Source organism: Variovorax sp. FW301-JW7 (genome assembly GCF_058788795.1).
Genome location: NZ_JBYTBC010000001.1, coordinates 717,536 through 735,906 on the forward strand (window position 1 = coordinate 717,536; position 18,371 = coordinate 735,906).

Sequence of the window (18,371 nt, forward strand, 5' to 3'; positions counted from 1 at the left end):
GCCTTTCTCATTTCAAGGAGTTCCACCCATGGCACAGACCCGGATCGCCGTCATCGTCGGCAGCCTGCGCAAGGATTCGTTCAACCACAAGCTGGCCCTGGCGCTGGCGCACCTCGCGCCGTCGGACTTCACGTTCGAGACCCTGCGCATCGACGACCTGCCGCTGTACAACCAGGACGACGACGGCAACCAGGCCGCGCAGGTGAAGCGCCTCAAGAGCGAAGTGGCCGCCGCGCAGGGCGTGCTGTTCGTCACGCCCGAATACAACCGCTCGATCCCCGGCGTGCTGAAGAACGCCATCGACCACGCCTCGCGCCCTTACGGCCAGAGCGTGTGGGCTGGCAAGCCGACCGGCGTGCTCGGCATCTCGGTGGGCGCCATCGGCACCGCGCTGGCGCAGCAGCACCTGCGCAACATCCTGGCGTATCTCGACGCGCCCACGATGGGTGGCCCCGAGGTGTTCCTGCAGGCCAAGGAAGGCCTGTTCGACGACAAGGGCCACATCGGCAATGAAGGCACGCAGAAATTCCTGCAGGGCTGGATGGACAAGTACGTGGCCTGGGTGAAGAGCCATTCGGCGGCCTGACGAACGAAGTGCCGGTCGACGGCCATGAAAAAGCCGCCCTTGTGGGGCGGCTTTTTTGATTTGGCGATCTGAATTTTGTAATTCAGATCGAATTGAAGGTTTGAAACTTCAGGTCAATCAATTCAGGGTATTGGGTTTCGTGAAAATTTCAGGTCAGGCCATGCTTTTTGAGAACGCCTGTTTCGCACTTCGCGACTACCGGACCGTATTTCCAACGACATAGCCACCATCGACCGGCAGATCGGAGGCGGTCACGAACGCGGCGGCCGGGCTGGCGAAGAAAATGGCGGCCCCGACCAGGTCTTCGGTCGATCCCCAGCGCTTGAGGGCGGAGTGATTGGCGACGAGGTCGTGGCTCCTTGGCACGCTCCACAACACTTTGGTCATGTCGGTCTTGTGATAGCCCGGGGAGATCGCGTTGACCCGCACGCCATGCGGCCCGTACGCGTGCGCCAAGGTTCGCGTCAGGCCCAGCAGCCCGGTCTTGCTTGCCGCATAGGCGGGAATTTCAGGCTCGACCAGGTAGCTGAGCATCGACGAGATGTTGATGATGCTGCCCCTCGAGCGGATCAGGTGTTCGCGGAAGGCGTACGACATGCGCATGACGCCATTGAGGTTGACGTCGATCACGTCGAGGAAGGCTTCCTCGGTGTGTTCCGCATCGCCGAGAAGGATGCCTTGTGCATTGACCAGGACATCGAGGGTGTCGAATCTTGCGGAGAACGCCTTGATGGCTTCGCCGTTGCGCGCGTCCAGGAGCTCAAAGCGGATGGACCGGTTGTCCGGATTTGCACTTTCCCCGGCGATCTTTTCAGGGTTGCTTCCCGTCGCCACGACCGAGGCCCCCAGCCTCGCAAAACCGTGCGCAAGGGCGAGTCCGATGCCACTGGTGGCGCCCGAGACCACCACCGATTTCCCGCTGAAAAGGTCGTTGCGAAAAGTGTCGAGTATGTCGCCGCTGTCTGTTTGATTTGCTTTCATGGTCGGGCCATATTTGTTGAATGCCGAATTGGCCCGAAAAATATTATCAGCGTCGATGGGGTTCTGGCATTCCATTCAAATCGAATTAACTATAGACCTCAATGTTTGCAATTTTCTGATGGCAAGACAGTGGCGAATCTGCGCCGATTCTCGATTTGAGGCGCAACGTTAATTTTTAGTTGGACGCATGGAAGCACCAACGCCCCTGCACGCTGCGCAAGGCAGCATGCAGGGGCGTCGAGGGCAGGGGGCGGAAAACTCAGGCTGCTTGCGCAACGGTCTTCTGGTTCGCCGCTTCGGTCGTGGTCACGAGGATGTCGGCGCGGGCGGCGGCCAGGGCGGCGGCCTTGGGCGCGTCACCCATCGCGATGCCTTCGGCGCGCACGAAACGCACGTCGGTGATGCCGAAGAAGCCGAAGATCACCTTCAGGTAGCTCTCCTGGTGCTCGGCCGCCTGGCCGCCTTCGGAGGTCGAGTAGATGCCGCCGCGGCTCGACGCCACGATGATGGTCTTGCCGCCGGCCAGGCCGACGGGGCCCTTCTCGGTGTACTTGAAGGTGCGGCCGGCTTGCGCGAGGCGGTCGATCCAGGCCTTGAGCTGGGTCGGGATGGTGAAGTTGTACAGCGGGGCGCCGAGCACGACGACGTCGGCGGCCAGGAACTGGCTCACCAGCTTTTCCGACAGGGCGTTCTCGCGCAGCTGCGCTTCGGTCGGCTGGGCCTGCACGCCGGTCTTGATGCCCAGGGCGTCGGCGCTGAAGTGCGAGGGCGCGTCCACGGCCAGGTCCAGGTATTCGACCTGGGTGTCGGGGTGGGCGGCGCGCCAGGCGGCGACGGTTTCGGCGGTCAGCTGGCGCGAGGTGGAGCCGGCGGCCAGGATGCTGGAGTCGATGTGGAGCAGCTTCATGTCAGTCAATCACTTTCTGTGCAAGGTGTCGGCGCTGAGAAGTGGCCGGCGTTGGGAGAATTCTATTTTTGATGCGAGTGGTTGATAAGTAGCCAAAATTTGATCAGATCGTTCTGTTTGCAGGACAATGAAGCCATGCAAGACCTCAACGACATGGTGTTCTTCGCCGAGGTGGCCGAGCGGGGCGGCTTTGCCGCCGCCAGCCGGGCGCTGGGCATTCCCAAATCGCGCCTGTCGCGCCGCGTGGCCGAGCTCGAGGAGCGCCTGGGCGTGCAGCTGATGCAGCGCAGCACGCGGCGCCTGTCGCTCACGCCGGCCGGCGAGATCTACCTGCGGCACGCCTCGGCCATGCGCGACGCGGCCCAGGCGGCGGCCGAGGCGGTGGCGCAGGTGCAGACCGAGCCGAGCGGGCTGGTGCGGCTGACCTGCCCGGTCACCATCGCGCACAGCGGGCTGGCGCAACTGATCCCGCTGTTCATGGAGCGCTACCCCGCGGTGCGCGTCGACATCCGCGTCATTAACCGGCCGGTGGACCTGATCGAAGAGGGCATCGACATCGCGCTGCGCGTGCGCCCCGCCATCGAGGACAGCACGGTGCTCGTGGCCAAGACCTTCGGCCACAGCCGCGGCGTGCTGGTCGCGAGCCCGGCGCTGCTGGCGCAACACGGGCCGATCGACACGCCCGCCGACCTCGCGAAGCTGCCGACGGCGGCCATGTCGGTCAACGGGGAAGGGCGCTCCGAATGGCGGCTCGAAGGCCCGGAAGGCCGCAACCACCTGCACGTGCACACGCCGCGCTACGTGGCCGACGACCTCGCCACGCTGCAATTCGGCGCGCTGGGCGGGGTCGGCGCGACGATGCTGCCCGACTACATGTGCAGCGCCGACGTCGAGACGGGCCGGCTGGCGCGGGTGCTGCCGGGCTGGGGGCCGTCGCCGGTGGTGGCGCACATGGTGTTTCCGGCGCGGCGGGCGCTGGTGCCGGCGGTGCGGCGGCTGATCGACTTCCTGTCGGAGCATCTGCAGAGCGAGCAGATGCGGATGTTTTGAGGCAGGCTGCTATCTAAAAGATAGCGACATAGGGGGCCGCGCAGGTTCTATATGCGAAAAACGTCATATCCAAACAAACAGATATTCGTTTGCCATTGAAGCAGCGGTTCGCACAATCCAGGGCTTCACCCCCTCCTTGGAGCGACCATGGCAACCCTGCGACTCGGCGACACCGCCCCCAACTTCACCCAGGACTCCAGCGAAGGCCCGATCGACTTCTATCAGTGGGCCGGCGATTCGTGGATCGTGTTCTTCTCGCACCCGGCCGATTTCACGCCCGTGTGCACCACCGAACTCGGCAAGACGGCGGCGCTGTCGGGCGAGTTCGCCAAGCGCGGCGTGAAGCCCATCGCGCTGAGCGTCGACCCGGCCACCAAGCACAAGGAGTGGATCTCGGACATCAACGAGACGCAGAACACCACCGTCAACTTCCCGATCATTGCGGACGCCGACCGCAAGGTGGCCGACCTGTACGACCTGATCCACCCGAACGCCTCGACCACGGCCACGGTGCGCAGCGTCTACATCATCGACCCCAAGAAGGTCATCCGCACCACCATCACCTACCCGGCGTCCACCGGCCGCAACTTCGACGAAATCATTCGCGTGATCGACTCGCTGCAGCTCACCGACAGCCACAAGGTCGCCACGCCCGTGAACTGGAAGGACGGCGATGACGTCGTCATCGTGCCGAGCATCCAGGACCCGGCCGAGTTGGCCGAGCGCTTCCCCAAGGGCTTCAAGGCCGTCAAGCCTTACCTGCGCATCACGCCGCAGCCCAACAAGTAAGACGCCGCAGGACCGCGCCGTCATGCAGACTCGTGTCGTCATCGTGCCCGGTTGGCGCGACTCCGGGCCCGGCCATTGGCAGAGCCTGTGGGAAGAACGCATTCCGGGCGCGGCGCGGGTGGCGCAGGACGACTGGGCCTCGCCCAAGCGCGACGCCTGGGTGCCCGCGCTGGCCAAGCTCGTGCTCGAAAGCGAAGGCCCCGTGGTCATCGCGGCGCACAGCCTGGGCTGCATCGCCACGGCGCACCTGCCGCCCGAGGCCGCCGCCCGCATCCAGGGCGCGCTGCTGGTGGCGCCGGCCGACCCCGAGCGCCGCGCGGTGCTGTCCGACTTCGCACCCGTGCCCTACGCGGCGCTGCCCTACCGCAGCATCGTGGTGGCGAGCAGCAACGATCCTTATTGCCCCATCCGCCTGGCCGGCGCCTACTCGCGCGCCTGGGGCAGCGAGTTCGTGCGCATGCAGAATGCGGGGCACATCAACATCGATTCGGGGCACGGAGACTGGCCGCTCGGCCTGGCCCTGCTGCAATCGTTGACCGACGAACCCGCCGCCTGGTCGGCCGGTCGTGAATTTTCAGACAACCTGGCAACTACATGACTTCCAGAATCAAGACCTTCGCTGCCGTGCTCGCGCTGGCGTCCTCCGCACTCGCCGGCAACACGGCCATTGCCCAAGGCACGGGCCTGCTGAACGCCTCGTACGACGTGGCGCGCGAGTTCTACAAGGACTACAACGCGGCCTTCGTGGCGAACTACAAGAAGACCACGGGCAAGGACGTCAAGATCGACCAGTCGCACGGCGGCTCCAGCGCCCAGGCGCGCGCCGTGGCCGACGGCCTCGACGCCGATGTGGTCACCATGAACACCTCCACCGACATCGACTTCCTGGCCAACGCCGGCGTGGTCGCCAAGGACTGGAACAAGAAGTTCCCCGAGAACGCATCGCCCACCACCTCGACCATGCTGCTGCTGGTGCGCAACGGCAACCCCAAGGGCATCAAGGACTGGGACGACCTGGTCAAGCCGGGCGTGCAGGTCGTGATCGTCAACCCCAAGACCGGCGGCAACGGCCGCTATGCCTACCTGGCCGCCTGGGGCTACATCAAGAAGAAGGGCGGCACCGACGCCCAGGCTGCCGAGTTCGTCGGCAAGCTGTTCAAGAACGTGCCGGTGCTGGCACGCGGCGGCCGCGACGCGACCACCGCCTTCCTGCAACGCAACATCGGCGACGCGCTGATCACCTTCGAATCTGAAGTGGTCTCGATCGACCGCGAATTCGGCACCGGCAAGGTCGACTCGGTCTACCCGTCGATCTCCATCGTGGCCGAGAACCCGGTGGCCATCGTCGAGCGCACCGTCAAGAAGAAGGGCACGGGCGAACTCGCCAAGGCCTACCTCGACTGGCTGTACTCCGAAGAAGCGCAGGAAATCGCCGCCAAGCATGCGCTGCGCCCGCGTTCGCAGACCGTGCTCAAGAAGTACGCCTCGACCTTCAAGCCGCTGCAGCTGTTCACGGTGCAGGAACTGTTCGGCAGCCTGAGCGAAGCGCAGAAGGTGCACTTCAATGACGGCGGCCAGTTCGACAAGCTCTACACGCCCGGCGCGAAGTAAATGAGCGGCGCTGCTTCTTCGGCGCTCCCGGCAGCGGGAGCGCCTTTTTCACGTGCCAACCGGGCAGGGGGCGCCAAGCGCGTGCTGCCCGGTTTCCACATCACGCTCGGCTTCACGGTCTTCTATCTGTGCCTGATCGTGCTGATCCCGTTGTCGGCGCTGGTCTTCAAGACCTTCACGATGACCTGGGAGCACTTCTGGGTGTCGGTGACCGCGCCGCGCGTGATGGCCTCGTACCGCCTGACCTTCGGCGCCTCGCTGATCGCCGCGATGGTGAACGCGGTGTTCGGCCTGCTCGTGGCGTGGGTGCTGGTGCGCTACAAGTTCCCGGGCAAGCGCATCGTCGACGCGCTGGTCGACCTTCCGTTCGCGCTGCCCACGGCCGTGGCCGGCATCTCGCTCACGGCGCTGCTCGCGGGCAACGGCTGGATCGGGCAGTTGCTCGAGCCGCACGGCATCAAGCTGGCGTTCACGCCGGCGGGCATCGTGATCGCGCTGATCTTCATCGGGCTGCCCTTCGTGGTGCGCACGGTGCAGCCGGTGCTGGAAGACGCCGAGAAAGAACTGGAAGAAGCCGCGACTTCGCTCGGTGCCACGCGCCTGCAGACCTTCACCAAGGTGATCTTTCCGGCGATTGCACCGGCCTTGCTCACGGGCTTTGCCATGGCCTTCGCACGTGCCATCGGCGAGTACGGCTCGGTGATCTTCATCGCCGGCAACATGCCGATGATTTCCGAGATCACGCCGCTCATCATCATCGGCAAGCTGGAGCAGTACGACTACACGGGCGCCACCGCGGTCGCGCTGGTGATGCTGGTGCTGTCGTTCATCCTGCTGCTGGTCATCAATGGCCTCCAGGCCTGGCAGCGCAAGCGCGCGGGGGCCTGACATGAGCGCACCTTCGAAAATCATCCGCCGCGCGCAGGCCGGCACCACCGAGTCGCCCTGGGTCCGCTGGACGCTGATCGGCATCGCCCTGGCGTTCATGTTCCTGTTCCTCGTGCTGCCGCTGGCGGCCGTGGCGGTCGAGGCGCTGCGCAAGGGCCTCAATGCCTACCTCGAGGCGCTGAAGGAACCCGATGCGTGGAGCGCCATCCGCCTCACGCTCATCACCGCCGCCATCGCCGTGCCGATGAACCTCGTCTTCGGCGTGGCCGCGGCCTGGGCCATCGCCAAGTTCGAGTTCCGCGGCAAGGCCTTTCTCACGACGCTGATCGACCTGCCGTTCGCGGTGTCGCCGGTGGTGGCGGGCCTGATCTACGTGCTGGTGTTCGGCGCGCAGGGCTGGTTCGGCCCGTGGCTGGCGGAGCACGACATCAAGATCATCTTCGCCGTGCCCGGCATCGTGCTGGCCACCGTGTTCGTGACCTTTCCCTTCATTGCGCGCGAACTCATTCCGCTGATGCAAGCGCAGGGCACCGACGAAGAGCAGGCCGCCATCGTGCTCGGCGCGACCGGCTGGCAGACCTTCTGGCGCGTGACATTGCCCAACATCAAGTGGGGCCTGCTGTACGGCGTGATCCTGTGCAACGCGCGCGCCATGGGCGAGTTCGGCGCGGTGTCGGTGGTGTCGGGCCACATCCGCGGCCAGACCAACACGATGCCGCTGCACGTCGAGGTGCTCTACAACGAATACCAGTCGGTGGCCGCCTTCGCGGTGGCCTCGCTGCTGGCGATCCTGGCGCTGGTCACCCTGGTGATCAAGTCGGTCATCGAGTGGCGCCATGAGCGCGAAATGAAAGCCATCGCCGAGCTGCCGCCCGAGCGTCCCCCCGAGCCTTCGGCGGCCTGAGAAGACGAGAGAACAAGACCATGAGCATCGAAATCCGCAACATCAGCAAGCAGTTCGGCGACTTCCGCGCGCTGAACAACGTGAACCTCGACGTCGAGTCGGGCGAACTGGTCGCGCTGCTCGGCCCCTCGGGCTGCGGCAAGACCACGCTGCTGCGCATCATCGCGGGCCTGGAAACGGCCGACACCGGCAGCATCCATTTCTCGGGCGAAGACACGACCGACGTGCACGTGCGCGAACGCCAGGTCGGCTTCGTGTTCCAGCACTACGCGCTGTTCCGCCACATGACCGTGTTCGAGAACGTGGCCTTCGGCCTGCGTGTGAAGCCGCGCAAGGAGCGCCCGAGCGACGCGCAGATCAAGGCCAAGGTGACCGACCTGCTCAAGCTGGTGCAGCTCGACTGGCTGGCCGACCGCTACCCGTCGCAGCTGTCCGGCGGCCAGCGCCAGCGCATCGCGCTGGCCCGTGCGCTGGCGGTGGAGCCCAAGGTGCTGCTGCTGGACGAACCCTTCGGCGCACTCGACGCCAAGGTGCGCAAGGAACTGCGCCGCTGGCTGCGCCGGCTGCACGACGAACTGCACGTCACCTCGATCTTCGTCACGCACGACCAGGAAGAAGCGCTCGAAGTGGCCGACCGCGTGGTGGTCATCAACAAAGGCCGCATTGAGCAGGTCGGCTCGCCGCAGGACGTGTGGGACAAGCCCGCGAGCCCGTTCGTGTACGGCTTCCTGGGCGACGTGAACCTGTTCCACGGCCGGGCCGACAACGGCGCCGTGCAGCTGGACGGCATGCGCATCGACTCGCCCGAGCACAGCAGCGCGCGCGACGCCAAGGCGCTGGCCTACGTGCGTCCGCATGACCTGGATGTGACACGCTACGTGTCGGGTGCCACCGGCATCGTCGCCACGCTGTCGCGCGCGATCGTGGTCGGACCGATCGCGCGGCTGGAACTTGAGCCCACCGAAACGAATCCAGATAATCCGGGCTCCGGAACCATCATCGAAGCGCAACTCCCTGCGCAACAGTTCCGCGACCTGGGCTTGAAGGAAGGCGACACCGTCGTCGCCAACCCCCGCAAGGCCAGGGTGTTCGTAGAAGAAGATTGGGTATCTCCTTGATCCATTGGTACTTCGGCGCGCCGCGCCGCGCGCTCGGGCTGATCTGCCTGGCCTGTGTCCTCATGCTGGCCTTCGGGCTGTATCTGCAACATGTGGTCGGGCTCGAACCCTGCCCGATGTGCATCGTGCAGCGCTATGCGCTGATGCTGGTGGCGCTCTTCACGGGCCTGGCGGCGCTGTTCAGCAGCCGCGGCCTGCAGGTGACGGGCGGGGTGCTGGCGCTGGCGGCGGCGGTGGGCGGTGCCTACACGGCGGCGCAGCAGAGCTGGCTGCAGTGGTATCCGCCCGAAGTCGTCTCGTGCGGGCGCGACCTGTACGGAATGATCGAGACCTTCCCGCTCAAGCGCGCGCTGCCGATGATCTTCCGCGGCGGCGGCGACTGTTCCAAGATCGACTGGTCGCTCTTCGGCCTGACGCTGGCGAACTGGTCGTTCATTGCGTTCACGGTGCTGGCGCTGTTGCTCCTCACCTTGCTGCTGCGTCGGCGCACGGCGCGCTGAGTTCTTTTTCAGTAATTTCTGCGGCGTGGCCCGCTGTCCTTCGAGGGCAGCGGGCCACGCCGTTTTTCATGGGTCGCTGCGCAGGCCCGTGTAAAAAAGCCCGCTGAAACGCATGCTTTAGCAGCCCTTCAGCAACCGGGGCTAGGATCAATCGCATCCCTTCCCGGGCCTTGCCGCCCGATTCATCCCACTTCTTCACTGCATGCCCACCACTCCTTCGCGACGATCGCGCAAGCTTCTTGTCGGCCTGGCCTTGCTCGTCGTGCTGGCCATCGCGGCCTTCTTCTGGCTGAGCCCGCCGAAGAAAAGCGACTACCTCACCGCCACCGTGCAGCGCAGCGACCTGGAGAACGCGGTGCTCGCCACCGGCGTGCTGCAGGCCTTCAAGCAGGTCGAGGTGGGCGCGCAGGTGTCCGGCCAGCTCAAGTCGCTGAAGGTGGTGCTCGGCCAGACGGTGAAGAAGGGCGACTGGCTCGCCGAGATCGATCCCGTCATCTCGCAGAACACCTTCGCGCAGGAACAGGCCAAGCTCGAGAACCTGCAGGCCCAGAAGCTCGCCAAGGAAGTGCGCGTGAAGCAGGCCGAACTCACCTGGGCGCGCCAGCGCGAGATGCTGGCGCAGGACGCCGCCGCGCGCCAGGACCTGGAAAGCGCCGACACCGAGCTGCGCGCATTGCGCGCCGACGCCGTTTCGCTCGACGCGCAGATCCGCCAGCAGAAGCTGGCCCTGGCCTCGGCGCAGACCAACCTGTCGTACACCCGCATCATGGCGCCCATCGACGGCGACGTGGTGTCCATCAGCACGCTCGAAGGCCAGACCGTGGTGGCCTCGTTCCAGGTGCCCACGCTGATGAAGCTGGCCGACCTGTCGACCATGACCGTGAAGGCCCAGGTGTCCGAGGCCGACGTGGTGCGCGTGAAGGCCGGCCAGCCCGTGTACTTCACCATCCTGGGCGACCCCGACACGCGCTACCACGGCACGCTGCGCGCGGTGCAACCGTCGCCCGAGAAGATCAACAACGCCGTGTTCTTCAATGCGCTGTTCGACGTGCCCAACCCCGACCGCACCCTGCGCGTCGACATGACGGCGCAGGTCGCCATCCTGCTGGGCGAGGCCAGGCAGGCGCTGACCGTGCCGCTCACCGCGCTCGGCACGCGCGACAAGGACGGCCGCCACGAAGTGCGCGTGCTCCTGCCCGACCAGCGCGTGGAAAAGCGGCAGGTGCGCATCGGCATCAGCAACAACTTCCAGGCGCAGGTGCTCGAAGGCCTGAAGGAGGGCGACAGCGTCATCACCGGCGACGCCTCGGCGCTGGAGAAGACCGACGCCAATGACAGCGGCAGCCGGAGGCCACGCCAGTGACGCAACCGCTGCTGACCCTGCGCGGCATCGGCCGCAGCTTTCCCTCCGGCGAGCAGGAGGTCCAGGTGCTGAAAGATGTCGACCTGGACATCGGCCACGGCGAAATGCTGGCCATCGTCGGCGCCTCGGGCTCGGGCAAGTCGACGCTCATGAACATCCTCGGCTGCCTCGACCGGCCGACCACCGGCACCTACACCGTGTCGGGCCAGGACGTCGGCACGCTCGACAGCGACGCGCTCGCCGCGCTGCGACGCGAGCACTTCGGCTTCATCTTCCAGCGCTACCACCTCATGCAGCACCTGACGGCCACCGGCAACGTCGAGGTGCCCGCCGTCTATGCCGGCACCGAAGGGGCGGCGCGCGATGCGCGGGCGCGGCAGCTGCTCGCGCGCCTGGGCCTGGAAGACCGCACCGAGCACCGGCCGAGCCAGCTCTCGGGCGGCCAGCAGCAGCGCGTGAGCATCGCGCGTGCGCTCATGAACGGCGGGCAGGTCATCCTGGCCGACGAGCCCACCGGCGCGCTCGACAGCAAGAGCGGCCAGGAGGTCATGGGCATCCTGCGCGAGCTGCATGCGCAGGGGCACACGATCATCATCGTGACGCACGACATGCAGGTGGCACGCTGCACCGAACGCATCATCGAGATTGCCGACGGCGTGATCGTCGGCGACCGGCCAAACGTGCCGACGGTGGCTGCACCCACGCAGACGGTGGGCGACGACACCCCGGCGCCGCCCGCCATGACCCGCCCGACGCTCGGCATCGCGCGCTTCAGCACCGGCTGGGCGCGTTTCTCCGAAGCCTTCCGCATGGCCTGGCGCTCGATGATGGCGCACCGCATGCGCACGGCACTGACCATGCTGGGCATCATCATCGGCATCACCTCCGTGGTGTCGATCGTGGCCATCGGGGAGGGCGCCAAGCGCTTCGTGCTGGCCGACATCAAGGCCATCGGCACCAATACCCTCGACATCTACCCGGGCCACGACTTCGGGGACGACAAGGCCGCGAGCATCCGCACGCTGTTGCCGGCCGACCTGCAGGCGATTGCCGCGCAGCCCTACGTGCACAGCGTCACGCCCACCACCATGCGCAGCCTGCGCCTGCGCTACCGCAGCGCGGACGTCAACGGCAACGTGAACGGCGTCAGCGACAACTTCTTCAGCGTGCGCGACATCCAGATGTCCAGCGGCACGGACTTCGACGCCAACGACGTGCGGCACCAGTCGCAGGTGGTGGTGATCGACCAGAACACGCGGCGCAAGCTCTTTCCCGACGGCACCGACCCCGTGGGCAAGATCATCCTGGTGGGCAGCCTGCCGTGCACCGTGATCGGCGTGGCGCAGGAAAAGAAGAGCATGTTCGGCGAGAACAAGTCGCTCAACATCTGGCTGCCCTACAGCACCGGCGCGAGCCGCCTCTTCGGCCAGCAGCACTTCGACAGCATCACCGTGCGCATCCGCGACGACCAACCCACCAAGGCGGCCGAAGAGAGCATCGTACGGCTGCTCACGCTGCGCCACGGCGGCAAGGACTTCTTCACCTTCAACATGGACAGCATCGTGAAGACAGCCGAGCGCACGAGCCAGTCGCTCACGCTGCTGCTGTCGCTGATCGCGGTGATCTCGCTGGTGGTGGGCGGCATCGGCGTGATGAACATCATGTTGGTGTCGGTGACCGAGCGCACCCGCGAGATCGGCATCCGCATGGCCGTGGGCGCGCGCCAGAGCGACGTGCTGCAGCAGTTCCTGACCGAGGCCGTGCTCGTGTGCCTGGTCGGCGGTTTCATCGGCGTGATGCTGTCGTACGGCATCAGCTTTGTGTTCTCGCTGTTCGTGAAGCAATGGCAAATGATCTTTTCGCTCGGGGCCGTGGTGTCGGCCTTCTTGTGCGCGTCGCTCATCGGCGTGCTGTTCGGTTACCTGCCGGCGCGCAACGCCGCGCGGCTCGACCCCATCGAGGCACTGGCGCGTGAGTAGCGCACGCCTGACCCTGACGGGCCTCGCCATCGCGCTGGCGCTCGGCGGCTGCACGCTGTTTGCGTCGGAGCGGCGCGAACACCGACCGCTCGGCGTGCCGCAGGCGTGGCAGCAGCAACAGCCCCTGCCGCAGAACGCGGCGGCCGTGCCGCAGGCCCGCTGGTGGACCGCCTTCCACGACGCGCGGCTCGACACCCTCATCGACAGCGCCTTGCGCACCAACAACAACCTCGCCGCCGCCGGCATCCGCGTGCAACGGGCGCAGCTGCAGGCCGGCCTGGCGAATACCAACCTCACGCCGGGCGTGACGGGGCAACTGGGCACCCAACGCAGCTTCGACCTGAAGCGCGGCGGCGTGGCCGCATCGAGCGCGAGCTCTTCACTGAGCCTGAGCTACGAAGTCGACCTGTGGGGCCGCCTGTCGGCGCAGCGCAGCGTCGCCGACTGGGAACTGCAGGCCACCCAGTCCGACCGCGAAGCCACGGCGCTGGCGCTGGTGGGCACCACGGCCGGGCTGTACTGGCAGACCGGCTACCTGAACCACCGTATCGCGCTGAGCGAAGCCGGCATGGCCGATGCGCGGCGCATCCAGGCGCTGGTGCGCGCCAAGTACGCGGCAGGCGCCGTGTCCGGCCTCGATGTCGCGCAGGCCGGCCAGAACCTCGCGAGCCAGGAGGCGGCCCACACGCAGCTGCTGCAGCAGCGCGTCGAAGCGCGCAATGCGCTGGCGATCCTGTTCGACATGCCGCCCGATGCCCCGAGGGAAGAGCCCTCGCAGCTGCCAGACACCGCCTTGCCCGTGATCGATGCCGGCCTGCCCGCGAGCCTGCTGGGCCGCCGGCCCGACCTGCGCGCCGCGGAGCAGCGCCTGCGGTCCTCGCTGGCGAACGTCGATGCCACGCGCACCAGCTTCTATCCGGTGCTGAGCCTCACGGGTTCGTTGGGCGCGGGGAGCAATGCCCTGGGTGAGGTGCTGAAGAACCCGGTCGCGACGCTGGGCGCTGGTTTGGTGTTGCCCTTCCTGCAATGGAACACCGCACGGCTGACCGTCGCCGTATCGCAGACGCGATACGAAGAAGCGGTCGTCGGGTTCCGCCAGTCGCTGTACACCGCGCTGTCCGAGGTGGAAAACACGCTGTCGTCGCGAACCCAACTACAAGACGAAAGCGTGAAGCTGGCCTTGGCGCTGCAACAGGCGCAACGCGCGGAGGCCTTGTCGGAAGTGCGTTACCGCGCCGGCGCCACCGCGTTGCAGCCCGTGCTCGACGCCAAGGACAAGCGCCGCGTCGCGGAGGTCTCGCTGGCGCAGAACCGTCTGAACCAGCTCAACGCCACGATGACGCTGTACAAGGCGTTGGGCGGCGCGGCCATCGTCGAGTAGGAAGAGAGGAAGAGCACCCACACCGCCTGCCGGGTGCCCCTCAAAAGAAGGCTAGGCCTGAAACGGCGGCGCCCCCCGCAATTTGCGAAAGAGCAACCCAGGCAACCGCAAAACAAACTCCACCATCAACCGCGTGTGCATCCAGGTCAGCAGCACGTTGTCCCGCCCATAGCGAAAGTGCGACACCCCGCCTTCCTCCGCCGTCAGGTACTTCACAGGCGCATCGATGTTCACCGGCTTGACCCCGCGCCAGGCCAGCCGCACGACCGCCTCGGTATCGAAGTCGAAGCGCCGCATCCAGGGTTGCCGCGCCATCACGGCGATCAGGTCGACCACCGGGTACACGCGAAAGCCGTAGAGCGAATCGCCAACGCCCGCGAACAGGGTTTCGAGCTGCGTCCAGCCGTTCGACACCCGCCGCCCGCGCACCCGCAGCAGCGGCGCGCTGGCATCGAACACAGGCCGGCCCAGCACCATCGTCTCGGGCCGCGCCAGCGAGGCTTGCATGAAAGAGGGGATCAGGTCCGCCGGATGCTGCCCGTCAGAATCCATCGTGAGCGCGTGCGTGAAGCCGGCTTCTTTCGCGGCCCGCAAGCCGTACAGCACCGCCGAGCCCTTGCCCTGGTTCTGCGGCAGCACCCACACGCGCAGCCCTGGATCGCTGGCCGCCATCTGCTGCAGCCGCTCGCCCGTGCCGTCGTCGCTGCCGTCGATCACCACCCACACCGGGTTCCATTGGGCCCGCGCGGCGGCGACCGTCGAGAACAGGCGCTCGCCCGTGTTGTAGCTGGGGATCAGGACAAGGTGGGTGCGCGAGGCGTCTGCTGGCATTCGGGGGACGCGTCGGTGGCGCGCTGCTCCATGTGTTGACGGAAATAGTGCTCCAGCTCGACCTGCAACGCATCGCTGTCCTGCGTCGGCGCAAAGCGCTTGCCCAGCCGCAGCGTGAAGACGATGGGCAGCGGCGGCACGCGCCACAGCGGCCAGCCCTTGCCGAGGTAGGGCGAGTCGGTGTCGATGAACACGGTCTGGATCGGCGCCTGCGCCAGCTTGGCGATCAGCGTGGTGCCGGGGCGGAAGGGGTTCAGCGGCGGCGTCACCGTGCGCGTGCCTTCGGGAAAGATCACGAGCTGGCCGCCCTGGCGCAGGTCGTTGACCGCCAGGCGCACCATCGTGCGGGCCGACTTGTTGCTGATGTAGCGCGCCAGCCGGGCCCCCGCGCCGAGGAAGATGTTGCCCATCAGCTCGGCCTTCATGATGCAGGCGCTGCGCGGCAGCCGCGCCACCAGCAGCAGCGCATCGAGCATCGTCGGGTGGTTGGCCACGAAGATCACGCCGGGCTCGTTGCGCATTGGGTCCAGGCACGAGGCGTCGATGCGCATCATGCCGGTGACCGAGGCGAGCCACCAGAACATCCGGTAGGCAAAGGCGATGGTCATGCGGCCCAGCGCGCGCGCCGGCGCGGCCGGCATCACCGGGTAGAGCAGCATGGCGACGAAGTTCCAGACCAGCGAGATCAGGCCGAGGAACAGCAGCAGCGCATAGAGCATCAGCGCGAGCGGGATCGACGTGAGAAGACGCAGCACGTTCATGGGTGGTGTCGGTCGGGCAGGCGAACGGCGGGCCGCTCAGGCGGCCTGCAGCCGGCCGGCGGCGACCGTGTGGGCCTCGATCTCGACCAGCAGATCGCTGCGGCAGATGTCGGCTTCCAGGTACACCGCATGGCGGGCCATCGGCGACTGGGCGCCGAGCGCGGCTTCGATCTCTTCGCGCACGGCGTCGGTGTCCGACGGATGCCGCACGTACACCACGCAGTCGAGCGCATCGAGCGAGAAGCGCGCCGTGGTCTGCGCATGGGCGGAGGCGATCACGGCCTCGAGGTTGCGCAGCGTTTCGCGGGCCTGCTCACGCACGTCGCCGTGGTGCACCGTTTCGTGGCCGACGATGCTCGCCGTGCCCGAGATGAAGAGCGCGACCTGGCCGTCGCCGATGTCCGCCAGCGCGGCGCGCGAGAAGGTCGGCGAGCGCGGGCCGTAGGTTTCGGGATAGCGGTAGGCCGACACCTGCCGCGGGTTCTCGACCGGCAGCGGCGCGGCACGTCCCGCGAGAAAGCGGATCGACAGTGCGCCCTGGCGGATGCCCAGCGCGCAGGCGGCCGGGGCGCCCTCGAAGGCGGCGCGGCCGGCTTCGAAGAAAGCCTCTTGCCGGCCGAGGTTGAACTGGCGGTACCGCTCCAGCCCGCCGCCATCGGCGTTGATGCGCGGCAGGTAGTTCCAGATGCGCTGCAGGTGCGGCGTGTCGGCCTGGTCGAGCGTGCGGAACAGGTCGCGGTAGGCGCGCTGCGCAAGTTCGGTCAGGCTCTGGCCCTCCACGGCTTCATCGAGGTCGATGGCACCCAGCAGCCAGTGTCCGTCGGTGCGCCAGCGCGCGATGCCGGTGGTGCCCGACCTGACCTGTGTGCCGTCGCCCACGTGCCACACATCGGCCATCGCGCCCTGCGGCGACAGCACGCGCGCGTTGACCGTGGGCATCCAGGCGACACCGTGCGGCGTGCCGTAGCCGAGCGCGGCGAAGGGCGCATGGCTGTGCGTGGCCAGCGCGAGGCTGTCCGGCAGCGAGAGGCGCTCCACGCGCAGGGGGGAATGAAGGCGGTCGTCCTGGGGGCGCACGTTCATCGAACCTCGTCGGCGGTGGATTCGGGTTTGCGGCCGGTGTAGGCCGAGAAGACCCCGAGGCTCGCATGCCGGCGCACGTCGCTGAAGCCAGCGGCGCCCAGCGCCTGCATGACGCGCTCGGGCGGGATGCAGGCCTCGATCGTGTCCCAGTAATAGCGCCACAGCTCCGAGGTGTCGCTGCGGCGGCCGACCACGCGGGCGATCAGCGGCACCACGGCGCGCATGTAGCCCTTGAGCAGCGCGGTGGCCATGCGGCCTTCGGGCTTGGTGATCTCGAGCACCACCACGCGCCCGCCCGGGCGCAGCACGCGATGGAATTCGGAAAAGGCGGCGGCCACGTCGCTGATGTGGCGCATGGCGTAGCCCATGCTCACAAAATCGCAGCTGGCGTCGGGCCGGGGCAGGGCCTCGGCGACGCCTTGAATCAGTTCGACGCCGGGCAGGCGGACCTGGCCCATCATGCCCACGCTGGGGTCGACGCCGGTGAGCTTGCCGGTGGATCCGATGAGCTTCAGAGCTTCGCGGGCGACGAGCCCGGTGCCGATGCCCACGTCGAGCACCTGGGCGCCCGCCGTGAGGCCGGCCTGCTTCAGCGCGTCGCGACGGTACGAGGGGCCGGTGCCGAAGGCCAGCACGGCTTCGATGCGGTCGTAGTCCGCGGCCGTGCTGTCGAAGATGCGCCGCAGGAACGCCTGGTGCTCCGCTTCGGTGTTGTAGTACAGCGGCAGCGGGGCGTGCGGCGGCAGGGCGTCGGGATTTCCCGTACCGGCAATGGGCGATGGCGTCATCGAACAATTATCACCAAAAGGCCCGGGCGGAAATCCCGGGCGCCGGGGAGCGTTGTGTGCGCCGGACAGTAAACTCCACACTTGCTTTGAAAACACACGACAGCGAGAGAGATAGCCATGGCCGGACATAGCAAGTGGGCAAATATTCAGCACCGCAAGGGCCGCCAGGACGAGAAACGCGGCAAGCTCTGGACCCGCGCCATCCGTGAAATCACGGTGGCGGCACGCGCCGGCGGCGCCGACCTCAGCGCCAACCCCCGGCTGCGGCTGGCGGTCGAAAAGGCCAAGGCGGTCAACCTGCCCATCGACACCGTCAAGCGCAACATCGACAAGGCCACGGGCAACCTCGAAGGCGTCAATTACGAAGAAATTCGTTACGAAGGGTACGGCATCGGCGGCGCGGCGATCATCGTCGACACCATGACCGACAACCGCGTGCGCACCGTGGCCGAAGTGCGCCACGCCTTCTCCAAGCACGGCGGCAACATGGGCACCGAAGGCTCGGTGGCCTTCCAGTTCAAGCACTGCGGCCAGATCATCTTTGCGCCCGGCACCAGCGAGGACAAGGTCATGGAAGTGGCCCTCGAAGCCGGCGCCGAGGACGTGATCACCGACGACGACGGCGCCATCGAGGTGCTCACCGCCATCGGCGACTTCGAGGCCGTGAAAAACGCGCTCGAAGCCGCGGGCCTGAAGCCCGACGCCGCCGAAATCACGATGCGCGCCGAGAACACCGTGGACGTGACCGGCGAAGACGCAGCCAGGATGCAGAAGCTCCTCGACGTGCTCGAGGACCTGGACGACGTGCAGGACGTTTATCACAACGCCGCACTGTCCGACTGAGCGAATGA

19 protein-coding genes are annotated in these 18,371 nt (G+C 66.8%); 13 read left to right on the forward strand and 6 right to left on the reverse strand.

Annotated features, from left to right (window positions below):
* Positions 1–28: 28 nt before the first annotated feature.
* Positions 29–586 (forward strand): NADPH-dependent FMN reductase, encoded by a 558-nt coding sequence (locus tag AC3WQM_RS03200; RefSeq protein ID WP_492676915.1) that lies wholly within the window; start codon positions 29–31, stop codon positions 584–586.
* Positions 587–781: 195 nt separating this feature from the next.
* Here the strand turns inward: AC3WQM_RS03200 and AC3WQM_RS03205 are convergent, their stop codons facing one another.
* Entirely contained in the window at positions 782–1,642 is an 861-nt protein-coding gene (locus AC3WQM_RS03205) for an SDR family NAD(P)-dependent oxidoreductase (protein WP_492676916.1), read from the reverse strand.
* 184 nt (positions 1,643–1,826) lie between these two features.
* Positions 1,827–2,474 (reverse strand): FMN-dependent NADH-azoreductase, encoded by a 648-nt coding sequence (locus tag AC3WQM_RS03210; protein ID WP_492676917.1) that lies wholly within the window; start codon positions 2,472–2,474, stop codon positions 1,827–1,829.
* 135 nt (positions 2,475–2,609) lie between these two features.
* Between AC3WQM_RS03210 and AC3WQM_RS03215 the strand changes: the two genes are divergently transcribed.
* The 11 genes from AC3WQM_RS03215 to AC3WQM_RS03265 all read left to right on the forward strand — a co-directional run bounded on the left by AC3WQM_RS03215 (position 2,610) and on the right by AC3WQM_RS03265 (position 14,057).
* On the forward strand, positions 2,610–3,524 hold the full coding sequence (locus AC3WQM_RS03215; protein ID WP_492676918.1) for a LysR family transcriptional regulator: 915 nt from the start codon (positions 2,610–2,612) through the stop codon (positions 3,522–3,524).
* A 147-nt stretch (positions 3,525–3,671) separates the two neighbouring features.
* A complete protein-coding gene (locus AC3WQM_RS03220) occupies positions 3,672–4,313 on the forward strand; it encodes a peroxiredoxin (protein ID WP_093240439.1) in 642 nt (213 codons plus the stop codon).
* Between the two features lie 22 nt (positions 4,314–4,335).
* Positions 4,336–4,911, forward strand: coding sequence for an RBBP9/YdeN family alpha/beta hydrolase (locus AC3WQM_RS03225; RefSeq protein ID WP_307590554.1), 576 nt, complete (start codon positions 4,336–4,338; stop codon positions 4,909–4,911).
* Positions 4,908–5,924, forward strand: a complete 1,017-nt coding sequence (locus AC3WQM_RS03230) for a sulfate ABC transporter substrate-binding protein (RefSeq protein ID WP_492676919.1) — start codon at positions 4,908–4,910, stop codon at positions 5,922–5,924. The genes AC3WQM_RS03225 and AC3WQM_RS03230 overlap by 4 nt, the downstream gene beginning before the upstream one ends.
* Entirely contained in the window at positions 5,925–6,812 is an 888-nt protein-coding gene (cysT, locus tag AC3WQM_RS03235) for a sulfate ABC transporter permease subunit CysT (protein ID WP_492676920.1), read from the forward strand.
* A 1-nt stretch (position 6,813) separates the two neighbouring features.
* Positions 6,814–7,716 carry a sulfate ABC transporter permease subunit CysW gene (gene cysW, locus AC3WQM_RS03240; RefSeq protein ID WP_492676921.1) on the forward strand — a complete coding sequence of 301 codons (903 nt, stop codon included), beginning with the start codon at positions 6,814–6,816 and terminating at the stop codon, positions 7,714–7,716.
* Between the two features lie 20 nt (positions 7,717–7,736).
* Positions 7,737–8,834 (forward strand): sulfate/molybdate ABC transporter ATP-binding protein, encoded by a 1,098-nt coding sequence (locus AC3WQM_RS03245; protein ID WP_062470081.1) that lies wholly within the window; start codon positions 7,737–7,739, stop codon positions 8,832–8,834.
* On the forward strand, positions 8,831–9,334 hold the full coding sequence (locus AC3WQM_RS03250; protein WP_492676922.1) for a disulfide bond formation protein B: 504 nt from the start codon (positions 8,831–8,833) through the stop codon (positions 9,332–9,334). The genes AC3WQM_RS03245 and AC3WQM_RS03250 overlap by 4 nt, the downstream gene beginning before the upstream one ends.
* A 202-nt stretch (positions 9,335–9,536) precedes the next feature.
* The gene (macA, locus tag AC3WQM_RS03255) at positions 9,537–10,697 is read left to right on the forward strand and encodes a macrolide transporter subunit MacA (protein WP_492676923.1); all 1,161 of its coding nucleotides are present in this window, start codon (positions 9,537–9,539) and stop codon (positions 10,695–10,697) included.
* Positions 10,694–12,676 carry a macrolide ABC transporter ATP-binding protein/permease MacB gene (macB, locus tag AC3WQM_RS03260; RefSeq protein ID WP_492676924.1) on the forward strand — a complete coding sequence of 661 codons (1,983 nt, stop codon included), beginning with the start codon at positions 10,694–10,696 and terminating at the stop codon, positions 12,674–12,676. The genes macA and macB overlap by 4 nt, the downstream gene beginning before the upstream one ends.
* Positions 12,669–14,057 carry an efflux transporter outer membrane subunit gene (locus tag AC3WQM_RS03265; protein ID WP_492676925.1) on the forward strand — a complete coding sequence of 463 codons (1,389 nt, stop codon included), beginning with the start codon at positions 12,669–12,671 and terminating at the stop codon, positions 14,055–14,057. The genes macB and AC3WQM_RS03265 overlap by 8 nt, the downstream gene beginning before the upstream one ends.
* Before the next feature lie 51 nt (positions 14,058–14,108).
* On the opposite strand, the gene AC3WQM_RS03270 is transcribed toward AC3WQM_RS03265, so the two are convergent.
* Genes AC3WQM_RS03270 through AC3WQM_RS03285 form a run of 4 tightly spaced genes read right to left on the reverse strand, consistent with a single transcriptional unit; the run spans position 14,109 to position 17,520 of the window.
* Positions 14,109–14,888 carry a glycosyltransferase family 2 protein gene (locus AC3WQM_RS03270; RefSeq protein ID WP_492676926.1) on the reverse strand — a complete coding sequence of 260 codons (780 nt, stop codon included), beginning with the start codon at positions 14,886–14,888 and terminating at the stop codon, positions 14,109–14,111.
* Positions 14,852–15,649: a lysophospholipid acyltransferase family protein gene (locus AC3WQM_RS03275; RefSeq protein ID WP_070060819.1), complete on the reverse strand. Its 798-nt coding sequence runs from the start codon at positions 15,647–15,649 to the stop codon at positions 14,852–14,854. The genes AC3WQM_RS03270 and AC3WQM_RS03275 overlap by 37 nt, the downstream gene beginning before the upstream one ends.
* 36 nt (positions 15,650–15,685) lie before the next feature.
* Positions 15,686–16,732: a chorismate transformation FkbO/Hyg5 family protein gene (locus AC3WQM_RS03280; protein ID WP_492676927.1), complete on the reverse strand. Its 1,047-nt coding sequence runs from the start codon at positions 16,730–16,732 to the stop codon at positions 15,686–15,688.
* The gene (locus AC3WQM_RS03285) at positions 16,729–17,520 is read right to left on the reverse strand and encodes a class I SAM-dependent methyltransferase (RefSeq protein WP_492676928.1); all 792 of its coding nucleotides are present in this window, start codon (positions 17,518–17,520) and stop codon (positions 16,729–16,731) included. The genes AC3WQM_RS03280 and AC3WQM_RS03285 overlap by 4 nt, the downstream gene beginning before the upstream one ends.
* A gap of 117 nt (positions 17,521–17,637) precedes the next feature.
* On the opposite strand from AC3WQM_RS03285, the gene AC3WQM_RS03290 reads away from it, so the two are divergent.
* Positions 17,638–18,363, forward strand: a complete 726-nt coding sequence (locus tag AC3WQM_RS03290) for a YebC/PmpR family DNA-binding transcriptional regulator (RefSeq protein WP_056580425.1) — start codon at positions 17,638–17,640, stop codon at positions 18,361–18,363.
* Positions 18,364–18,371 lie beyond the last annotated feature (8 nt).